At 60.9% G+C, this 17,752-nt stretch carries 20 protein-coding genes and 2 tRNA genes; 10 read left to right on the top strand and 12 right to left on the bottom strand.

Features of this window, described 5'->3' with window-relative positions:
• The first annotated feature begins 28 nt into the window (after positions 1-28).
• From QP752_RS03160 to QP752_RS03150, 3 genes are all read left to right on the top strand, one after another.
• Positions 29-961, top strand: a complete 933-nt coding sequence (locus QP752_RS03160; protein ID WP_284804387.1) for an SURF1 family protein — start codon at positions 29-31, stop codon at positions 959-961.
• The gene (locus QP752_RS03155; protein ID WP_070477943.1) at positions 961-1,554 is read left to right on the top strand and encodes a hypothetical protein; all 594 of its coding nucleotides are present in this window, start codon (positions 961-963) and stop codon (positions 1,552-1,554) included. Before QP752_RS03160 ends, QP752_RS03155 begins: the two co-directional genes overlap by 1 nt.
• A gap of 666 nt (positions 1,555-2,220) precedes the next feature.
• Positions 2,221-2,769 carry a hypothetical protein gene (locus QP752_RS03150; protein WP_141742189.1) on the top strand — a complete coding sequence of 183 codons (549 nt, stop codon included), beginning with the start codon at positions 2,221-2,223 and terminating at the stop codon, positions 2,767-2,769.
• 309 nt (positions 2,770-3,078) lie between these two features.
• On the opposite strand, the gene QP752_RS03145 is transcribed toward QP752_RS03150, so the two are convergent.
• Both QP752_RS03145 and QP752_RS03140 read right to left on the bottom strand, forming a co-directional pair.
• A tRNA-Val gene (locus QP752_RS03145) sits at positions 3,079-3,154 on the bottom strand.
• A 67-nt stretch (positions 3,155-3,221) separates the two neighbouring features.
• On the bottom strand, positions 3,222-3,632 hold the full coding sequence (locus tag QP752_RS03140; RefSeq protein WP_083290848.1) for a DUF3052 domain-containing protein: 411 nt from the start codon (positions 3,630-3,632) through the stop codon (positions 3,222-3,224).
• A gap of 222 nt (positions 3,633-3,854) precedes the next feature.
• Here QP752_RS03140 and aceE point away from each other — a divergent pair, with 222 nt between their 5' ends.
• Positions 3,855-6,581 carry a pyruvate dehydrogenase (acetyl-transferring), homodimeric type gene (gene aceE, locus QP752_RS03135; RefSeq protein ID WP_256020927.1) on the top strand — a complete coding sequence of 909 codons (2,727 nt, stop codon included), beginning with the start codon at positions 3,855-3,857 and terminating at the stop codon, positions 6,579-6,581.
• 3 nt (positions 6,582-6,584) lie between these two features.
• On the opposite strand, the gene QP752_RS03130 is transcribed toward aceE, so the two are convergent.
• Both QP752_RS03130 and QP752_RS03125 read right to left on the bottom strand, forming a co-directional pair.
• Positions 6,585-7,493, bottom strand: a complete 909-nt coding sequence (locus QP752_RS03130; RefSeq protein ID WP_284804381.1) for a Rib/alpha-like domain-containing protein — start codon at positions 7,491-7,493, stop codon at positions 6,585-6,587.
• A 3-nt stretch (positions 7,494-7,496) separates the two neighbouring features.
• Positions 7,497-8,498, bottom strand: coding sequence for an alpha/beta fold hydrolase (locus QP752_RS03125; protein ID WP_284804380.1), 1,002 nt, complete (start codon positions 8,496-8,498; stop codon positions 7,497-7,499).
• A 22-nt stretch (positions 8,499-8,520) separates the two neighbouring features.
• Here QP752_RS03125 and QP752_RS03120 point away from each other — a divergent pair, with 22 nt between their 5' ends.
• Complete coding sequence (locus QP752_RS03120) at positions 8,521-8,844, top strand: acyl carrier protein (RefSeq protein WP_256005270.1); 324 nt, start codon at positions 8,521-8,523, stop codon at positions 8,842-8,844.
• A gap of 1 nt (position 8,845) precedes the next feature.
• Complete coding sequence (locus QP752_RS03115) at positions 8,846-9,640, top strand: HAD-IIA family hydrolase (protein WP_255365820.1); 795 nt, start codon at positions 8,846-8,848, stop codon at positions 9,638-9,640.
• Positions 9,641-9,642: 2 nt separating this feature from the next.
• Here the strand turns inward: QP752_RS03115 and QP752_RS03110 are convergent, their stop codons facing one another.
• From QP752_RS03110 to QP752_RS03085, 6 genes are all read right to left on the bottom strand, one after another.
• On the bottom strand, positions 9,643-9,966 hold the full coding sequence (locus QP752_RS03110; protein ID WP_070477953.1) for a hypothetical protein: 324 nt from the start codon (positions 9,964-9,966) through the stop codon (positions 9,643-9,645).
• Between the two features lie 227 nt (positions 9,967-10,193).
• Entirely contained in the window at positions 10,194-11,135 is a 942-nt protein-coding gene (locus QP752_RS03105) for a nucleoside hydrolase (RefSeq protein ID WP_256005272.1), read from the bottom strand.
• Positions 11,136-12,524: an MFS transporter gene (locus QP752_RS03100; RefSeq protein WP_246814909.1), complete on the bottom strand. Its 1,389-nt coding sequence runs from the start codon at positions 12,522-12,524 to the stop codon at positions 11,136-11,138. It abuts the gene before it with no gap.
• A gap of 79 nt (positions 12,525-12,603) precedes the next feature.
• Positions 12,604-13,401: a serine hydrolase gene (locus tag QP752_RS03095; protein WP_284804374.1), complete on the bottom strand. Its 798-nt coding sequence runs from the start codon at positions 13,399-13,401 to the stop codon at positions 12,604-12,606.
• 13 nt (positions 13,402-13,414) lie between these two features.
• On the bottom strand, positions 13,415-14,020 hold the full coding sequence (locus tag QP752_RS03090; RefSeq protein ID WP_284804372.1) for a DUF4230 domain-containing protein: 606 nt from the start codon (positions 14,018-14,020) through the stop codon (positions 13,415-13,417).
• Between the two features lie 54 nt (positions 14,021-14,074).
• Positions 14,075-14,716 carry a hypothetical protein gene (locus tag QP752_RS03085; RefSeq protein WP_284804370.1) on the bottom strand — a complete coding sequence of 214 codons (642 nt, stop codon included), beginning with the start codon at positions 14,714-14,716 and terminating at the stop codon, positions 14,075-14,077.
• 115 nt (positions 14,717-14,831) lie between these two features.
• Between QP752_RS03085 and QP752_RS03080 the strand changes: the two genes are divergently transcribed.
• Positions 14,832-14,904, top strand: a tRNA-Asn gene (locus tag QP752_RS03080).
• A gap of 648 nt (positions 14,905-15,552) precedes the next feature.
• Here QP752_RS03080 and QP752_RS03075 read toward each other — a convergent pair.
• Complete coding sequence (locus QP752_RS03075) at positions 15,553-15,732, bottom strand: hypothetical protein (RefSeq protein WP_143110593.1); 180 nt, start codon at positions 15,730-15,732, stop codon at positions 15,553-15,555.
• 46 nt (positions 15,733-15,778) lie between these two features.
• On the bottom strand, positions 15,779-16,162 hold the full coding sequence (locus QP752_RS03070) for a hypothetical protein (protein WP_284804366.1): 384 nt from the start codon (positions 16,160-16,162) through the stop codon (positions 15,779-15,781).
• Positions 16,163-16,390: 228 nt separating this feature from the next.
• On the opposite strand from QP752_RS03070, the gene QP752_RS03065 reads away from it, so the two are divergent.
• The 3 genes from QP752_RS03065 to QP752_RS03055 are packed head-to-tail and all read left to right on the top strand — an operon-like array spanning position 16,391 to position 17,734.
• Positions 16,391-16,549, top strand: coding sequence for a LacI family DNA-binding transcriptional regulator (locus tag QP752_RS03065; RefSeq protein ID WP_083329380.1), 159 nt, complete (start codon positions 16,391-16,393; stop codon positions 16,547-16,549).
• A 30-nt stretch (positions 16,550-16,579) separates the two neighbouring features.
• Positions 16,580-17,056, top strand: a complete 477-nt coding sequence (locus QP752_RS03060) for an MFS transporter (protein ID WP_284804631.1) — start codon at positions 16,580-16,582, stop codon at positions 17,054-17,056.
• 9 nt (positions 17,057-17,065) lie between these two features.
• The gene (locus tag QP752_RS03055) at positions 17,066-17,734 is read left to right on the top strand and encodes a DUF3800 domain-containing protein (RefSeq protein WP_284804363.1); all 669 of its coding nucleotides are present in this window, start codon (positions 17,066-17,068) and stop codon (positions 17,732-17,734) included.
• Positions 17,735-17,752: the final 18 nt, after the last annotated feature.

The raw sequence follows: 17,752 nt of genomic DNA, 5'->3' as shown, positions 1-17,752 counted from the left end.
TACGGGATCTGTGAAAGCGGGAGCAACAATGCAACCTGAAACAGGTGCACAACCATGGTGGAAAACGTTTCTGACCCCCGGGTGGGTCATCGTCGCCATCCTGATCGTGCTGTTCTCCTACTTCGCGTTCACCCTGCTGGCGCCCTGGCAGCTCCACAAGAACGAAGCGCTCGTGGAGCGCAACGACCACATCAAGACCGCCTTCGAGCATGACCCGGTGCCGATCGGAGAGGTCGTCGACAAGCAGGGCGAACTCTCCCCCGGCGCCGAATGGACCCGCATCACCGCAACTGGCACCTACGCCCAAGACAGCGATGTGCTGCTGCGACTGCGTCCCATCGACCGCACCCCCTCCTTCCAAGTACTTACCCCATTCCACCTGGACAACGGACAAAGCGTGCTCGTCAACCGCGGATGGGTCCCCGCCATCGGCTCCACCCAAGTCCCCGACATCGACGCCCCACCCACCGGCGAACAAACCATCTCCGGCATGATGCGCGTCGACGAAGGCGTACACCCCTCCGCACCCCTCAACGACCAGGGCTACACCATGGTCTACTCCATCAGCCCAGGTCAAGTCGGCGAACTCACCGACACCGCCCTGGCCAGCCCCTACGTCCAACTCCTGAGCGACTCCCCCGGCGTCCTCACCGCCATCCCGCTGCCCATGCTCGAGACCGGCAACCACCTCTCCTACGGACTGCAGTGGATCGCCTTCGGCATCATGGCGCCCGCCGGCCTCATCTACTTCATCTGGGCCGAAACGCGCGAACGCCGCCGCTTCAAAGAGGAACAAGCCGAGCTTCTCGACGCCCCCTCCGAACCTGCCGAGCCTGTTGCTCCCGCCTCCGCCCCCGCTGCCCCCGCTGCTCCCGCTGTTCCCGCTCAGTCGCGGTCCCGCTACGGCACCCAACGGCGCAACCCCTGGGCCAAATCATACGAAAAGGAAGAAGAACGCTAATGCCCCACCAGCTCACCCAACGCGACGTCAAACATCTCGCCCGCTGCCTCACGCTGCTCGGTGACGCCAACATCCACCTCGACGCCGCCGCCGAACCCGCCGACATCGAAGACGCCATCCTCGACGACCTCGACGCCTTCCGCGAAGCCCCGATGACCACGCTGCTCGGCCTGCGCGGACCCCACAACGCCCCGCTCATCGACTCCGTCGTCCACAGCGTCCCCCAAACCGACAACGTCTTCGTCCACCTCCTCGACTACATCGCCCTCGCCGCCAAAGCCCTGCGCGCCGAGCTGCGCGAAGTCGCCGTCTTCCCCGACCCCGACAACATCGAAACCGGCTCCCTCCGCCTGCGCGTCGGCGAATGGGACGTCACCGACATCGATATTCCTGCCGGTTCTGCTGGTCCTGCTGGCCGCCTAGGTGTGGCCGATGCCGAGCTGGCCATCATCGGCGCCCTCATGCCCCTCGACGCCGAAGCCGTCACCTTCCAGTCCCCGCAGGGCATCGGCGTCGTCCTCGCCGACGTGGTTCCCGGCACGCCACAGGCCAGCATGCAGGCCGTCTTCACCGCCATCGAGGCGGAGCTGTAGGGGTTTCTGCGCCCGCTAGGTGTTCGCTGGGTGTTCGCTGGGCACCACATTCCTTTGCGAAAAGTCCGCGACCTGGGAAAATACACGCCCTCCGAGCCGAAATACCGGGATTTGGTGCGCTGATCTCGCACCACCTGAAATAGTTCCCACGCCCGGGAACTATTTTTCGTTTTGGGCCGGTTCCCGTCGACCACCACTCACGTCTTCCCAGGTCGCGACAGGTGTCCACAAAGATCGCTCCCGGTTTCACCGATCTTCGGGGAACTTTCCTGCGCTACCAGTCAGTTTCCATTCCGGTCGAGGTGTTAGAAGCGTGCGATGCAGGTCGCTCATTTCTGCCCAGCCTGGCCGATTTTCAGCGACCAGCATCGCACTCCATTAATCCCACGCTTTTAACCCGGCACCAAGATGCCAGAACAAAAAACGGGAGGGCCTGAACGTTAGCTGTGCACCGTAATCCGGCATGATCAAGCAACGCCATGGGGAAACGCCACCGCTGCCAACAGACCCGGACTTTAGTTCGCCCCCTCCCGTCCTCCTCCTGCAATTGAGATAGCTGAGCCTTAGAATATGGAACTCATTACATAGCCAAGAACATCTAGAAGCGTTGGATGAACCGGGCTATTACGTCCAGGTTCACAATTATGGAAAGGACAGGTCAACGCAATGGGCTGGGCAAACGAAATTACTAACGGAACAGTCTCCGGCCTGATATCGGGCCTACTAGTGGCTTTTACCCTCGGTTTTATTGAGCGAACTGCCCGCCCCCGGCTGGAGCTCCGTCGAATTGATAACGGAACAGCGCTGCTAAGAAACAACGGATTTTGTCCTGTTGTCTTTGGGGATACATTTGCTCTTGAAAAAGGAACTGATTTGATTTTTCCTAAAGATGGATTTCGAGGACATATATGCGAAATGAGTTGTAAAGGACGCGGAGAAATCGTTGTAGGTTGTGCGATCAGTCTCGGAGAATCACTTTCGCTCACATATAAACCAGTGTGGACTGACAAACCACTGTCCGCCAGACACTGGCGACGCATCCATAATCAAGCACAACAGGCAGATGTTATGGCCATTCTCGAAAGGAAGTACAAACCTTGGTGGACTTTGAATGGCTTCAAGCTACGCCTAACAAAAACAACCCCAGCGGAGTTTCTAAGTCCAACGCGGCTATGGGGCTGGAAACTGACTGAACTTCCCCTAAAACCCATGTGAAAAGCGTTCGATTGGAAAGGCGCGATGCAGATCGCGCTTTCCCGCCCGGCCCGGGTCGATTTTCAGCGACCAGCGTCGCGCTCCTTGAATCCCACGCTTTTAACCCAGCCCGGAAATGCGAGAGCAACTAAAGGGCTTCCTGCACGTTAGCTGTGCACCACAATCCAGCACAGGACAACACCGACCTGGGGAAACGCAATCCCTCCAAATGAAAACCTCGAATTTGGTGCGCCAGCCCAACAGAAAGCCAAAACATACCCCCGAAAACGAAAAAGGCCCTCCCCGATTCCTCGGAAAGGGCCTTTGACCTGGTGCGCCATGACGGGCTCGAACCGCCGACCTACTGGGTGTAAACCAGTTGCTCTTCCAGCTGAGCTAACGGCGCGCTGGGTAGAGACTTTAACAAAGCTTCTACCGATCGCAAAATTAACAACAAACGGGCAGGTAAACGCCTATTTTGGCACACCGGCGGAGCGGAGGCAGGAGCCTTGCCATTCGCCGAAGCGGTCGGCGGTGGTTTGGACCAGGCCGGCGAGTTGGGCGGATTCGGAGATGACGCCGGGTTGTACACCGCCGGGCTTGGAGGCGCCTGGGGTCATGAGCCAGATGCGGGCGTTGTCGTCGAGGTTGCGGGAGCAATCGACGAGGACGTCGACAAGGTCGCCGTCGTCTTCGCGGTACCAGAGCAGGATCATGTCGCAGAGGTCTTGTGCGTCTTCGTCGAGGAGTTGGTCGCCGATGCGGTCTTCGATCGCTTCGGAGATGGTTGCGTCGGCGTCGTCGTCCCAGCCGATTTCTTGGACGATTTCGCCTTGATTGACCCCTAGTCGGTCAGCGTATGTATCGACACCGTTGGCGCCCAACGTTCTTATTCCTCCCAATGAGATGAGTGTTGTATGCAAATATGCCGTTTAGTGTACATCTGCGGGTTACACATTACCGGACAAATATGCGACGGCCGTCGGGGGCCCTCGAGTTTTGTGACGTTCAACGCAATTGGCTGAAACCACGTATCCTGTTTTGCAGGTTTTCATTCCCGCCTGTGCCTCGCTGGTTACAGGCCCGAAACGTTAGGAGGACGTTCCTTGGCTGAACACAATAATGACTCCAACATCCCGTTGATCCGCGAGGGTGTCGCTTCGTATCTGCACGATACGGACCCGGAAGAGACCCAAGAATGGATTGACTCGTTTGATGGGATTCTGGACCAGTCCACGCCGGAGCGTGCTCGATTTTTGATGCTGCGCCTGTTGGAGCGTGCGTCGGCGAAGCGGGTGGATTTGCCTGCGTTGTCGTCGACGGATTTCGTGAACACGATTCCGACGAAGATGGAGCCGGAGTTCCCTGGCGATGAGCAGATTGAGAAGCGTTACCGCCGTTGGATGCGTTGGAACGCGGCGATCATGGTGCACCGCGCGCAGCGTCCGGGTGTGAAGGTTGGTGGCCATATTTCCTCGTATGCGTCGGCGGCGGCGTTGTATGAGGTTGGTTTTAATCACTTCTTCCACGGCAAGGACGCTGAGCAGGGCGGCGACCAGATTTTCTACCAGGGTCATGCTTCCCCGGGCATGTACGCGCGTGCGTTCCTGGAGGGTCGTCTGACTGAGGATGATCTGGATGGTTTCCGTCAGGAGCATTCGCGTCCGCAGGGTGGTCTGCCGTCGTACCCGCACCCACACGGTATGAAGGACTTCTGGGAGTTCCCGACGGTGTCGATGGGCTTGGGCCCAATGAACGCCATTTACCAGGCTCGCTTTAACAAGTACTTGCAGGATCGCGGTATTAAGGACACGGATCAGCAGCACGTGTGGGCGTTCCTCGGCGACGGCGAGATGGACGAGCCGGAGTCGCGCGGTCTACTACACATGGCGTCGCTGTACGGCCTGGATAACTTGACCTTCGTGGTCAACTGCAACTTGCAGCGTCTCGACGGCCCCGTCCGCGGCAACGGCCAGATCATCCAGGAGCTGGAGGCCTTCTTCATTGGCGCTGGCTGGAATGTGATCAAGGTTGTGTGGGGCCGCGAGTGGGATGAGCTGCTGGAGAAGGACAAGGACGGTGCGCTGGTCCACGTCATGAATACCACTCCGGATGGTGATTACCAGACGTTTAAGGCCAATGATGGCGCGTTTGTGCGCGAGCACTTCTTCGGCCGCGACGAGCGGACGCTGAAGCTGGTCGAGGACATGTCGGATGAGGAGATCTGGGCGCTGCGCCGCGGCGGCCACGACTACCGCAAGATCTATGCGGCGTACAAGCGTGCGCTGGAGACCAAGGGCAAGCCGACGGTCATTTTGGCGCACACGATTAAGGGCTACGGCCTGGGCCACAACTTTGAGGGTCGTAACGCGACGCACCAGATGAAGAACCTCACGCTGGAGGACCTGAAGCGCTTCCGCGACAAGCAGGGCGTGCCGATCAGCGACGAGGAGCTGGAGAAGGATCCGTACCTGCCGCCGTACTACCACCCGGGCGAGGACGCTCCGGAGATCAAGTATTTGAAGGAGCGCCGCGAGGAGCTCGGCGGGTACCTGCCGGAGCGTCGTGTGAAGTTCACGCCGCTGGAGCAGCAGCAGGACTTCGAGAAGGCTTACAAGGCCATGTTCAAGGACTCGGGTAAGCAGGAAGTTGCCACGACGATGGCGCTGGTGCGTACGTTTAAGGCGTTGATGCGTGATAAGGAGATCGGGAAGCGAGTGGTGCCGATCATTCCGGATGAGGCGCGCACGTTCGGCCTGGACTCCTGGTTCCCTACCCTGAAGATTTACAACCCGCAGGGCCAGAACTACGTCCCAGTGGACCATGACCTGCAGCTGTCCTACCGCGAGGCGACGGACGGCCAGCTCCTGCACGAGGGCATCAACGAGGACGGTTCCTCGGCGTCCTTCATCGCGGCCGGTACGTCCTATGCGACGCACGGCGAGCCGATGATCCCGATGTACATCTTCTACTCGATGTTCGGTTTCCAGCGCACGGGCGACAACTTCTGGGCCGCTGGCGACCAGATGGCGCGCGGTTTCATCATCGGCGCGACTGCGGGACGCACCACCCTGTTTGGTGAGGGCTTGCAGCATATGGATGGTCATTCGCCGATTTTGGCGTCGACAAATCCGGCGGTGGTCACCTACGATCCTGCCTTTGCGTACGAGATGCCGTACCTGATTTCCAAGGGCATCGAGCGCATGTACGGCGACGGCCACGGCGAGGACGTGATGTACTACATCACCGTCTACAACGAGCCGACGCACCAGCCGGCGCGCCCGGAGAACCTCGACGTTGAGGGCCTGCACAAGGGCATCTACCTGTTCGACGAAGGCGAGAAGCACGAGCACAACGTGTCGCTGCTTGCTTCCGGCATTGGTATGCAGCAGGCGCTTCGCGCGCAGAAGATCCTGCAGGAGGACTACAACGTGGGCGCCTCGGTGTACTCGGTGACGTCCTGGGTGGAGTGTGCGCGCGACGGTGCGCGTGTTGCCAACGAGCAGCTGCTGCACCCGGGTGAGGACGTCGGCGAGGCGTTCGTGACCCGTCAGCTGAAGCAGACGGAGGGCCCGTACGTTGCGACGTCCGACTTCGCCACGGACCTGCAGGAGCAGATCCGCCCGTACGTGCCGGGCCAGTACTTGGTGCTTGGCGCGGATGGGTTCGGTTTCTCGGATACGCGTGAGTCGGCACGCCGCTACTTCAACATTGACGCCGAGTCGATGGTGGTTGCGGCGCTGATGGGCCTGGCGAACGAGGGCAAGATCGAGATAGATGTTGCCGCGCAGGCCGCGAAGGACCTGAAGATCGACGACCCAACCGAAGCCTAAGGGCTAGCGCGGCAGGTACGGGGCGAGCGCCGGAATGTTCGGCGCCAACGCTGCGAACAGCGCCCCGACCACCGCGAGCGTAGAGAGCACCCCTAGCGTGATGACGAGCGCCCTCGAACCCGAGGAGCCGTTCGAGTCCGCTGGGGGTGTTTGTGGTTGCGCCGGTGCTGGTAGGTTGGGGCCGTCGTGGTTGAGCCGGAGGTCAGCGGTGCGGGCGGTGCCGTCTTCGAATGTGGCGCGGACCTCGACGGTCGAGGGGGTGCGGGCGGCGTCGGTAGCGGTGCCGCTGACGGTGCCGGTGACGGGGTCGATGGAGAGGTCCCACCCGGTAGGTGGGTCGATGAGCTCGAACTTCGCGTCGGTTGGGAGCTCGACGCGATCGCGAAGGTTGAACGGCGTGACTGTGAATGATGTGCCGTGGGCGACCTCGACTGGTTTGTAGACGGGTTCGTAGATCAGGCGCTGGTCGGCAACGAGCGAGACCGGCACGCTGATGTACTCCGTAGTCCCGTCTGGGTATTTCACACCGATGTCGAGTTTGCGGGTGTTTTCGCCGCGCTGGACGGTGGTACAACTCGGTGCGTAGAGCTGCCCGGCTTCGACTTGGTCGCAGTTGAAGAACTGGAGGCGCACGACAAGAGTCGTGTCGTTTTCGATCGTGGCGACGATGGGCACCCCTTGCGTTTCACCCCCGCCAGCGACCCAGAACGTTGTCCCCTCCGGCGCCCCGGTCGGGGTGAATCGGGTGCTCTCTGTGTAGAGCTGACCTGGGACCAGCGGTACGTAACGGGGCTCAGTTTGGAAGCTCGGCTGGTAGCGGTCAGCGTCCTTCACATCAGCAGCCACCGCGTGCGGGGCGCACGCGATGGCGCAGGTTGCGGCGGTGGTGACGGCGAGCAATTTGTAATTCATGGGTTACTTCACGTCTTCGGTAATGCGTTGGATGAGTCGGTTGATGGCGGTGCTGACGGCGCCAGGGGCGTCGAGAGGCGGCATGTGGCCGCTTTCGGGCAGCACCTGCATGTAGGCGTGCGGCCAGATCTCGTGGAGTTTCGCGCTCTGGGACACTGGGGTGACGGCGTCGTGGTCGCCGACGAGGATGTAGCCGGGGATGGTGCTGAGCACCTCGCCGGCGTCGAGTTCCGAGTGGTGCAGCAGATCCTCGAAGTAGCCTGCGTAGGTTTCCAGCGGGGTTTCGCGGATCATGGCGGCGTGGAACTGCACCAGCTGGTAGCTCATGGGCCGGAAGTAGAACCCGAGTGCGAGGATCGGGGTGAGCATGTCGGTGACGACTTGCCGCACTCCTTCCGCGAAGTGCGGGGTCACGGCGACGACGCCTTCGATGAAGCGCCCGATCGGCCCGGCCAGGATCTGCGGCAGGCCTTGGACGGTGAAGGGTTCGACCGCGCTGGAGATCTGCACCGAGCCCGCGAGGTTGAATTCGTGGTGGTAGCGCCGCATCATCGAAAGCGAAATCGGTCCGCCGAGTGAGTGCCCGACCACGATGACGGGGCCGCGCACGTTGCGCTCACGCATGACGGCGGCGACGTCGTCGGCGGCGGCGTCGATAGTTAAGAGTTCGGGGTCGACTTTGCCGGTCTGCCCGTGCCCGCGCAGGTCAAGCAGCAGTTGGCGCACCCCGTGGCCTGCGACCACTTCGGTTTGCAGGAAGAACTCTTCGGCGGCGATGTTGAAGCCGTGGACGTAGACGACGGTGACGGCGTCGGGATCCTCGGGGCCAAGTTCGTACCAGTGGACGTTGATGCGCTCTCCCCCGGCGTCGACGGTGAGCACGCCTTCGCGGTCCGGCTTGAGCCCGTACTCGCCATCGCCAGTGTGCAACAGTTCGCGGGTTTCCACGAGCTGTCGGCGCGCTTTCGGCGTCAGCGATCGGAGGTAGGCAACTGTTTGCAGCATGCTTCCACCTTATTATGTGGGTATGGAACTCTCACAACGCTTAGATTTAAGCGCTCTCAAGCTTGACGCCGCCCCCTCCGACCCCACCGCGAACACCGAGGATGCCTCCGCGTTCGCTCAGCTCACGCGCCTCATTGAGCGTGTCACCGGCGAGGACACTGAAGGCCTGAGTCGGGAGACCACGCTGGATGGGGCCGGGGTGGCGTCGTTAGATCGTATTGAGCTTGCGGTGCGCATCGAGCAAGAGCTTGGCGTGCCGATTGACGAGGAAACCTACCGGCAGCACTCGACGCTGGGTGAGCTCAGCGCCTACATTGAAGGGCACGAGGACTACAAAGGAGCGTAGCGTGACTATTTCCTATCTCACCGACATGGACGGCGTGCTGCACAAGGAAGGGCAGATGATTCCCGGCGCGGACGCCTTCATTCAGCGCCTGCACGATGAATCGATTCCGTTTATGGTGCTGACGAACAATTCGATGCAAACCCCGCGGGACCTCTCGGCGAAGCTGGTCCGGATGGGCTTGCAGATTGAGCCGGAGCGGATTTGGACGTCCGCCACGGCCACGGCGACGTTCCTGTCGCAGCAGGTCGGCGAGGGCTCGGCCTACGTGATTGGTGAGGCCGGGATGACCACGGCGCTGCACGAGGCCGGGTGGATCCTGACCGACCAGGACCCCGACTTTGTGGTGTTGGGCGAGACGCGCACCTATTCGTTTGAGGCGATCACGACGGCCTGCAACCTGATTTTGAAGGGTGCCCGGTTTATCGGCACGAACCCGGACCTGACGGGCCCCGGCCCGAACGGCATTCTCCCGGCGACGGGCGCGGTGGCTGCGATGATTACGTCGGTGACTGGGATGGAGCCGTACTACGTGGGCAAGCCGAATCCGGTGATGATGCGCTCGGCGCTGAACAATATCGGCGCGCACTCGGAGCACACGGTAATGATTGGTGACCGGATGGATACGGACGTGAAGTCCGGCCTGGAGGCCGGCATGCGCACGCTGCTGGTGCGCACGGGAATTTCGGATGACGCCGAGATCGCCCGCTATCCGTACCGGCCAACGAAGGTGATCGATTCCGTCGCCCAGCTTGTGGACGTCATCACCGATCCTTTCGGCGACGGCGCGTACAGCTAGCCCTATCCTGCCGCTTCGATGCTGGCGCTGAAGCCGTACTCGGCGGCTAGCGTCGCGAGCGCGTCCGCGAAGCTGCGCGTGACGTCCGGGGTCGCGCGGAAAGTTTCGCGGCACTGGTAGGTGCCGGAGGCGTCGCGACGCCAGCGGGTGAACCAGGCGTCGTCCCAGAGTGCTTCCTGGTTGACTGGCGCGTCCGGGAGCATGAGCAGGAGCTCTTCGACGCGCATACGCGCTGCGGCGGGCATGTCCTGGATGCTCATGACGGAGGTCGTCGGCGCGGCGCAGACAGAGCGCCACGTACGCGGGGCAACGAGAGTTGTTGTCATTTGTGGGGACCCTTCTGTGTGTGACAGTGCGGCGCACGCGCCCGGTGACTAGCCGGTTCCGCGCCCGCTGACTAGGCGGGCGCATCTTCGTGCGAGACGAGGTTCGTCTTCCCCAACGGCCTCTCGCATCACTTTGCATGACACGAGACACACCGGGCAACCCTCAACAACTGGTTGATCCCCCTGTTTACTGAAGCTCTACTTGAGGGTCAGGAGCTACCTGGCTGCTACCCCAGCGCCTTTACTGCGTCGAGCACCATGGACCAGAACCGCTCGGCGTCGAGCTTCGTGGCCACGGAGGTGTGGCAGTCCGCGGGCGCGGGGCTGCGGAAGTCGGCCACGGTGCGCCCGGTGGTGAGCAGCCCTTGCGTCTCGACGTCCACCGGTACCTTGACCGTCTCCACCACAGTTGGGTCGATGAGGTAGGCGACGCAGCATGGGTCGTGGACTGGCGGGTCATCAAAGCCCTGGGCGTCCTGGTAGTTCTTGCGGAACGCACCGAAGAGCCCCACTACGAAGTCGCCGACGTTCGTGCCCAACGCAGCGAACTGCTCCTCGACCTCTTTCGTCGCCAGTGCCTGGTGCGTCAGATCAAGGCCAACCATGACGACGGGCCACTTCTCGTTGAAGACGATGTGGGCGGCTTCCGGGTCGACGATGATGTTGAACTCCGCGCTTGGCGTCCAGTTGCCGGTGCCATACGCCCCACCCATCAGGACGACCTCCTTGACGCGCTCGACGATGCGCGGCTCCAGCCGGGCTGCAAGCGCGATGTTAGTCAACGGGCCGGTTGGTACCAGGGTGACGGTCCCGGCGGGCTCGCTCATGATCGTGTCGATGATGAACTGCACACCGTGCGTCTCCTGCACCGACAGCGCCGGCTCGGGAAGCTCGAAGCCGTGGATTTCCATGCCGGTGTCGCCGTGGATGCCCTCGGCGGTTTCTACCTCGCGCAGGATCGGCCGGGTCGCACCCGCGTACAGCGGAACGTCCGTGAGCTTTGCCACGGTCAGCACCTGCGCCGCGTTACGCGTGACCTTCTCCAGCGTGTGGTTGCCACCAACGGTGGTCACGCCAAGGAGTTCAATGTTTGGGTTTCCAGCTGCGAGCAGGATGGCGACGGCGTCGTCGTGGCCTGGGTCGCAGTCGAGGATGATCTTGGTTGTCATTTACTGCACCTTCTTTCGTGCCGCGTCTTCTGCGGCGATCGTGTCCGGAAGCGATTCGGGGCGCGGGATGAGGAACGACGTACAGAACGCGCCAATGAGCAGGACTGCGCCCGCGATCATGCCGGCGCGGTAGCCGCCGTTCTGGTCGGCGAACGTGGCCACCACCGCAAAGATCACGGTGAAGGAGATCCCGGCACCCAGGTTGAACGCGCCCGCGTTCAGGCCCGGCAGATATCCCTGGTTCGTCTTCGGTGCCAGCACCACGTGCAGCGAACCGAGCATGATGTTCGCGATACCCGCGTAGGTCACACCAGCGGCAACCGACAGCGCCAACAGCAAGCCCTTCGTCGGGTTAGACACCACGAACGTGCCGAAGACCACCGACAGGAACGCACCGGCGATACCGATCTGCAGCATGAGCTTGTAGCCCACCCGCCCGGCACAGAACCCGGCGATCGGACCAAACACCAGACCAGCCAGCGCGTACGGGGTCAGCGTCCACCAGGACACCACGCCCGCCGACATCCCCGGACCAAACGTTTCGTCCTGGGCAAGGTTCGGGACCAGGCCGTTCATCACGGCGAAAATGCCGGTCATAGTCAGGGTGGTCGTCGTCAAGAGTGCCCACGTGCGCCGCTCCTTGAGCAGGTGCGGGGCAACCAGCGGGTGCTCCGTGGAGGACTCGATGCGCCAGAACACCACCAGCGCCACCGCGCCGACCGCGAGCAGAACAATAACCATGAACCAGTTCGCGGCGGCCAACGCACCAGCCTCGTTCAGCGCGGTCAGGATCGCGCCGACGGCCACGACCAGCGGGACCACACCCTTCCAGTCCATGGCGTAGCCGGCGTCAGACTTCGTCTCACGCACGCCGAAGTGCACGGCAAACACCGCCACGACCGCGAAGACGCCGATCACCCAGAACAGAGAGCGGAAGCCGAAGGCAGCTGTGAGCCAGCCGCCCATGATGGCGTCGATACCCGCGATACCACCGTTAATCGAGGTCAAGATGCCAATCAGCAGCGCGAACTGTTTCTCTTCGCGCACCTCCTGGCGCAGCATCACGGACGTCAGCGCGACCGTCGGCCCCGACACGCCCTGAATGACGCGCCCGATGAACAGCATGGTGACATTCGCCGCCAGCGCCGCAACCACCGAGCCAATCGCGGTGACCACCATCATGCCCACCAGCACTTTTCGACGCCCAATTAAATCTCCCCACCGCGGCATAAACAGGGAAAACAGTGCCGCAGCGGTAAAGAACGCGGTCTGCGTCAAACCGATCTGGGAAGTGGTGGCGTCGAGTTCACGCTCCATCGTCGCCAGCGCGGGCGCCAGCATGGACGCGTTCAGCTGGAACGCGAAGACGGCGGTTAACAGGGCAAGCATGAGGGGCCAAACCTGGCCAGGCGGCAGGCGGTGGCCTGCTTCCGGGGGTGGCGTGTGTGTATCGTGCATGCCCCCGAGTCTAAAGCAGGGCGTTCCAGATGGCAGTGTTCGTTTCCTGCCACAAGGGCTTCGCCCACTCGCCGAACTGCTCGTCAGTGAGCGCAACCATGGCTTGGCCCTGCGCAACCCACAGATAGGTCCCCGCCATACCGAAATGCCCCACCGTGTCGGCCGGCATGGTGTCCCCCGTCCAATGGGGGGACTTCTCCCCCTTAATCTCAAATCCGAGGCCCCACGGGCATGGCTTTTGCATCCCGTAGCCGGGCACTACCCCACGCAAATCCCCGAACTGGTTGCGGAACGCCTCCGCGACGGTGTCCGGGTGCAGCAGCGTGGGCTGCAGCAGTTCCGCAGCGAACTTGCTCAGGTCCGCGACGCTCGCGCGCGCCCCGTGGCCCGCGGAGCCCTCCAGCACCGCCGTCTCCATCCCGAGCGGCGCAAAGACTCCCTCGCGCAGGTACTCCGGGAACGCGATGCCGGTGGTTTCCTCCACGAAGTCCGCAAGAATTTCGTAGCCCGCCGAGGAGTAAATCCGCCGCTCCCCGACCGGCTTTTGTAGGCGCCTGCTATCAAACCCAACACCGCTCGCGTGCGACAGCAGGTGACGCACTGTGGAGCCATCCGGCCCGCACGGGGTGTCCAGCTCGAAGGCGCCTTCCTCCACCGCCAGCAGCACCCCGTACGCGGCGAGCAGTTTGGTCACGCTCGCCAGCTCAAACACCCGGTGCTGGTCCCCGTAGGTTTCTTCACACTTACCGACGAGCGCCGCCGCGCAGTGTTTCACCGGCCAGGACGCAAGGTGCTCTTCTAAAATCATGCCCACATGATAGCTACTTGCGCACCCACTCGACGCGCACTTCGTAGTCCTGCATCGCGGTGCCCTGCTTGAGCGCCTCCGCATGCGATGTCATGAGTTCCTCCACCCGCGTGTGCGCACGATCCAACAGCCCCTCCTTGACCGCGCGGTCCGCCGCACGCGTCTTCTCCTCGGCGAGGAAGCCAGTGACGTCCTCCACCTTGACCTGGTTGAGCGGGTTCATCGACTGCTTGTACACCTGCACGCTCGTATCGTCGATCTCCGAGGAGGTCACGCTCACCTCCGGGACTCGCACCGTGATGGTCTGGGCGGCGTCGTCAATGTTGACGCCGATCGCCTCGACGTCCGCGATGCCCGCCTTGACAGTCCCGCTGTAGCTCAGCAGGAAGTTGCGCCCGGTCAGCGGCACCTTCACACCCGCGAGCTCAAGCCCCTTGTTGTCGTAGTTGCCCACGTTCGAGTACGCATACTCCTCAACCGAGAGCTCCCCCACCTGCCTAAACGACGCCCCTATCGCCGCCTCACTGATTTCCTCCCGACCGACCTGCAGGCCGTTCGGGACCACAAACTTCAACACCGCGAGCGCGGTGACCAACGCAATCACCAGTGCGGTAAGCACCAGCGCGCCTACTCGAATTCCTCTTTTTCCACGCTGCAAGACTACAGCGACACGTTACCGCCCAATCTCATCGGGGGCACAGACCCGAATCTTGTCAACAAACTGCTGTGGCGCACCGCGGCCTCGCAGCGCGTCACCGTTGTAGCACGCGGAGTTCAGCCCGCGCTTCGACGTCCCATCCGGCAGCAGCGCCACCCAGCGATCCCCCTTGCGTTCAAACGGCACAATCCAGTCCGACTGCTTCTGCCCCGCCACGGCCCACTGCCCCTCGCAGTACAGCACAGTCGTCCCGGCCACACCTGGCCAGCCCGGCATCGCCGCATCAAAGGCCTGCGGAGAGCACTTATTTATCGACGCCCCTCCGAAGCCCAACGCCGCCAACCCCGGCACCGTCGAGGACAACCCCGTCAGCCCAGCAACCACCTTCGGGTCCACGTTCGGGATCAACCCCTGCGACACCGCGAACGCAGCGCCCGCACCAACAGCGGCCAGGACACCAAGCGTGATCCCCGCAATTGCAGCCGGGCTCAGTTCCTCGCCGTCGGAGCTGCCGGAGCTGCCGTCCTTCGTTGTCGTCTGCTGCGCCCCTTGCGTACTCTCCCCCGCCGAGTTCTCCTCCGCCCACGCGACAGGCGCCTGGACGGCCGTCACGGACACAGCCGAAGCTACAGTGAGTGCAAGCAGTGAGTGTTTCATAGCGACCACCCTACAACCGCCCACTGTTCATGTCCACGAAACATGCCCTGAACTGGCGATTTTTCAAATCCCAACATCCGGGTTAAAGTATTGCTCGTTGCTTTTAAGCACGTATTCCTCCATAGCTCAGTTGGCAGAGCATTCGACTGTTAATCGAAGGGTCACTGGTTCGAGCCCAGTTGGAGGAGCAACTACAACCCGAGGCGCTTGCCTCGGGTTTTTGCGTTTCTGGTTGCTGCGGTCTTGACCACGCTGATCCCGTCGATCTCTTTCGGCCCCCGACCGGAGCGAACGGGCACGCTCCCAAGTTGGCTTAAGGGACATTTTGTGTGTTTAGCTCCGTCCGGCCCACCCTTTTCTCACTCCTAAGCTGAGGTTCCACCGATGATCAATGCCGGTATCGAATTCTTTCGGCCCGTCGACCTCTTCCCGTCGACCTACTCCGGTTTACCAACGCAGGTCAGCGCAAAATCGGCAAAATAGCCCCAAAACCATCCAAATCGCGCTGACCTGGGTTGGTCGACGCAATGAGGTCGACTGGAACCCCCGATACCTCGATGCGACCAGAATCGTGCACGTCAAGGGCTTTGCTCGTCCCCCTGGCTATATGCGACCGCCCAACGCACAGGCGGCTGATTCTAGTCCCCTAGAGCCCTCGATGCCGCGGGTCCCTGCGCTACCCGCAGACTCCAGACCACACACCAGACGTCATTCGGTGTTGATTTCTCAAAACGGGCGAATGGAACTGTTTTGAAAACCATATCTGGTTGTTGGCCGAGGTCATCCCGGGAAACCAGATAGATTTATACACACAAAATGTCCCTTAAGCCCCCAAGTTATGAATTCCCGCTTTTTGCCGGTCCAAGAATCTCTATCACTAGAGGATCGACCTCCCCCTTGGCACTCGTCAGCAGCGCAAGGCGTGCCAACCTTGTTTTCGCGTCATCGGTGTCCTGGAAAACAGTGCGCTCATCATTCGCGTACGGAAGCACGCGCTTGCGGCGAAAAAGTCCCATAGTGTGCATGCTAATTTCCTTTTAACTCGAGCCGAAATATAGATTTTCAGTCTACTCGCAAAGACTTCAATGCCGATTTCATTATGTTGTTGATTAGTTTGCGCCCTTCGTCGTTAGGGATGTTTGACTTCAAATGCGCCACTAGAATCTCGGACATGGTTCGAATCTCATGATGATTCCGAGCGCCAATCAGCCTATCGACGATCCACTCGGTTCTGTGCCACCATTCTTGAACGTTGGCAACTTCAAGCGTTCGAATTACTCCACGCAACGCAACTATCGACGCAAAGATAGGTGTCGCGGCAATGATTGCATTTGTTGCGGTGAAGTCCCAACCATCGATCATCACGGCAGCAGCAAATATACCTAAAAAGATGAAATATGCGATCCTTAAACTAATTTGGAGGATCGCGCCTTCCATAACCCCCACGCGTCTAAAGATAGTGTATGAACGCACGCCCCGCCAGTTACACCACTGTGCCTGGACCCGTCGGTGCCACCGCCGAAGTTCGCTGGCTGGAGCGAGCACCCCATCTCACAGCAGACGCAATTCTGTTCACAAAATCCCGAGTCAGTTTTCGACGAGTACTCCGACCTCACCGCATCCCACCACGCCCATCCCAACCAAGACCACCCCACCCCGGCTATACTGCTTCAAATGTCCAGAAGTTCGCATCGTGTCACGCTCGCGGATATCGCGAAGCATCTCGGCGTCTCCACTGCCACGGTAAGCCTCGCACTAAACGGCAAACCCGGTTCGCGCATTCCGGAAGAGACAGTGCGGAGGGTCCGGGAGGCGGCCCGCGAGCTGGGCTAACGCCCAAACACCTTGGCGCGGGTTTGAAGACTGGGCGCCCGCACTACGCTGCTTTTGGGTATCGGCGTGATGTTCGTCCGCATTTTCCTCTGCGCGGCGTTTACCGGCCCGGTGTTGATTAGTATCGCGAAGATGCTGCACGCGTTTGAGGTTCCGCTGTGCATCCTGGCTATCTTCAAGTACTTCGCTATCCACTTCAACAAGGCGCTCTCCGCAACCCTGTATTTGGTGGCATTCCAGCTTTCTTCGCAACTCGGCAACGTGATCCTGTCCACCCCGCTGGGCTCGCTCCGTGACCAGATTGGTTACCAGCCAACGTTCTTCGTCATCTCCGGCGTGGTTTTCCTCGCTGGTGTGATCGCGGTGTTCGCGCTGAAACGCGACGATGAATGTTTTCTCAAAACGGTCGAATGGGACTGTCTTGAAAACCATATCGTGATGTTGGGCGAGGTCATCCCGGTAAGCCGGATAGATTTATACACACAAAATGCCCTAAAGCCTCTCTGAATGGAAACCATGAATAAACGCATCTACCTCTACGCCGACGAAACCGGAAACCTTGACTACGACGGGACACCGAACCCACAAGGTGGCGGAGCATCAACCTACTTCGGCTTCGGAACCGCCGCATTCCAGCACGACACACACGGAGACGACCTCCTACAAGGGCTCCACCTACGCGCTAGTCGCTCCAAAGAAGGAATAAAGCTCACCCGCGGATTCCACGCCGTCGACGACTCTGCTAGAACGCGAAACGAAATGTTCAGCCTCATCCAAAAGCAAGCGCCCCGCTTCGATACAACCTTCCTGTACAAGTCAAACGCATACCCGCACATCAAAGACGCTGGACCAATGGGTCTCTACAAGACAGCCTGGTACTTACACCTCAAAGAAATCGCCCTCCAAGTTTCCGAGCCTCAAGACGAGCTGTTCGTCATTGTGGCAGAGTTCGGTACCAAAGGAATCAGAGAAGCTGCGCGACAAGCAGTAGAAGAAGTGTGCAGTCAGATACAGCGAAATATCACGCTATGTGTGTGGTCCGCGCCCTCAGCGTGGGGATTACAAGTAGCTGATTACGGCCTTTGGGCTGTACAGCGGCATTTAGAAGGTAAGAAATGCACATGGTTTGAGCCGTGCATTAAACCGACGCTTGCGAGTTTGTTCCTTCCATGGGGGCGACCATAGAACATAGAGAAGCTGGCT

The organism is Corynebacterium sp. UMB10321 (genome assembly GCF_030228725.1).
Lineage (GTDB): Bacteria > Actinomycetota > Actinomycetes > Mycobacteriales > Mycobacteriaceae > Corynebacterium > Corynebacterium pseudogenitalium.
This window is presented reverse-complemented; position numbering and strand designations above follow the sequence as displayed.